3 protein-coding genes are annotated in these 1,938 nt (G+C 42.5%); 2 read left to right on the forward strand and 1 reads right to left on the reverse strand.

Annotated elements, in window-relative coordinates; translation table 11 throughout:
* Positions 1 to 230: 230 nt before the first annotated feature.
* Positions 231 to 743: a gamma carbonic anhydrase family protein gene (locus LD39_RS21205; protein WP_035553649.1), complete on the reverse strand. Its 513-nt coding sequence runs from the start codon at positions 741 to 743 to the stop codon at positions 231 to 233.
* A 61-nt stretch (positions 744 to 804) separates the two neighbouring features.
* Here LD39_RS21205 and LD39_RS21210 point away from each other — a divergent pair, with 61 nt between their 5' ends.
* The gene (locus tag LD39_RS21210; RefSeq protein ID WP_035553652.1) at positions 805 to 1,587 is read left to right on the forward strand and encodes an alpha/beta fold hydrolase; all 783 of its coding nucleotides are present in this window, start codon (positions 805 to 807) and stop codon (positions 1,585 to 1,587) included.
* Between the two features lie 51 nt (positions 1,588 to 1,638).
* On the forward strand, positions 1,639 to 1,938 hold a 300-nt coding region (locus tag LD39_RS21215; RefSeq protein ID WP_156112710.1), incomplete at its 3' end, for a DUF2600 family protein.

The following is a 1,938-nucleotide window of genomic DNA, read 5'->3' on the forward strand; positions in this document are numbered from 1 at the left end:
AATCAAAAGGAATGGGCTATTTCATTCCGTTGATTTTCTCCTTATGACGCGAGTGTCTGGGCGTGGGAGCTGGACGAGCTGCTTCCCAACCAACCCTGAACCTCAATACAGCAACGAACCCTGGATATCTCGAAATCGTGTCTTCCACAATCCTTCACTTATGTTGAATAACTGTTATGATCGGTTTATTCAAGAAAAACCATAGTACTTAAAAAGATCTTGAACATAAGTCAGGATTGTTGTTTCTTATAATACTGTCCTTTTTCGACGTAAGTTTTGCGAATACGATTAAGCTCTTGAATATCATCTTCATTTAATTCTCTTATCACTTTTGCAGGTCGCCCGAAGGCTAATGTATTTGGAGGAATCACTTTTCCTGGAGGCACGAGGCTGCCCGCGCCGACGAATGCTTGTTCGCCTATGACTGCACCGTCCAAAATGAGTGAACCCATCCCGATTAACGCATTTTTCTTAATATGGGCTGAATGTAAAGTCACCTGATGTCCCACGGTCACTCCATCTTCAAGAATTAACGGCTGGTCAGGGCTTTGGTGAAGCATACTTAAATCTTGGATGTTTACTTCTTTTCCAATATGTACGGGTGAAACGTCTCCTCTAATGACTGATTTGAACCAGACGCTGGACAGCGATCCGATCTTCACATCCCCTGTAATGACTGCGTCACTGGCGATATAAGCACTTGAATCAATCTGAGGCTGCTTCCCTTTATATTCGCAAATCATGTAGAACCCCCTTATAATATGTGTATAATCAGTATAGCAAATCGTAAGGAGTCGTGTAGGAATGAGAAAGTTGGTTTCTGAACAAAACCTTGCAACGATAGTGCTCGTCCATGGGGCATTTGAACATTCTGGACGTTATGATGATTTGGCTGAGCAATTTCAAAAAGATGGACTGAATGTCATTTATGGCGATTTACCAGGGCAAGGCAAAGCGAAAGGGAAAAAAGGTCACATCCGCCGTTTTAATGAATATGTGAAAACGATCGGCTACTGGATCAGCGAAGCTGATGAGTCCAGGCCAGTTTTTATTTTAGGGCATAGCATGGGAGGTATTGCCGTCATCCGTGCTATGCAGGAACTCCAGCCTTTGGTTGACGGGGTCATTCTTTCCTCCCCTGCTGCCGGAATTCTGAATGGAGCAGGAAAACCGCTAGAAGCTTTTTCCCATATCATTAATAAGGTTTGGCCTACTTTAAGAGTGAAAGCCCCTATGAAACCGGAAAAGGTAACGCGAAACGAAGAACTTATTAAGAGAGATAAACAAGATGCGATGATTTTAAGCAAAGTTTCGATCCGGTGGTATAGAGAGTTCAAGAAAGCCATTAAACAATCTTTTCAACAAATCGACCTTTTTCCGAATGTACCTTTATTAGTCATGCAGGCGGAAGAAGATTTGATGGTCGACATTGAAAAAACAAAAGAATGGTTTCATAAAGTACCAAGCAAAGAGAAATGCTATAAACAATGGCCCGGTCTTTATCATGAAATCTTCAATGAACCGGAATGGAATTCGGTTTATAATTACACGCTTAATTTTATTAAGCTTCACTTGGATAGAACTTAAAAAGGAGGGATTGACTTGACAGCTCATGTCCCGCATAATGCTGTTCATTTGATGTACAAAGTTTACCGGAGGATATTCCCCGCTGTGCATCAGGAATTAAACTACTGGATCGAGCGTGCCCAGGCCATCCCGAATGATGAGCTCCGTACGCAAGCCCTTTCCAGTATCGAAGATAAGACTTTTCATTGTGAAGGAGGATCAATCTACGCTGTTTTAGCGGGTGACAATTGGAAAGATGCCATTCGGTTCATCGTTGCTTATCAAACGATCAGTGATTATCTCGATAACCTCTGTGATCGAAGCACCTCTATGGATCCAACTGATTTCCGGATGCTGCACCAATCGATGACG

The sequence above is a fragment of the Halobacillus sp. BBL2006 genome (genome assembly GCF_000786645.1).
Classification (GTDB): Bacteria; Bacillota; Bacilli; order Bacillales; family Halobacillaceae; genus Halobacillus.

Bases quoted from the DNA above. Each gene is read 5' to 3' on its own strand.
- LD39_RS21205 (WP_035553649.1), bottom strand. From the start codon at position 743: ATGATTTGCGAATATAAAGGGAAGCAGCCTCAGATTGATTCAAGTGCT.
- LD39_RS21210 (WP_035553652.1), top strand. From the start codon at position 805: ATGAGAAAGTTGGTTTCTGAACAAAACCTTGCAACGATAGTGCTCGTC.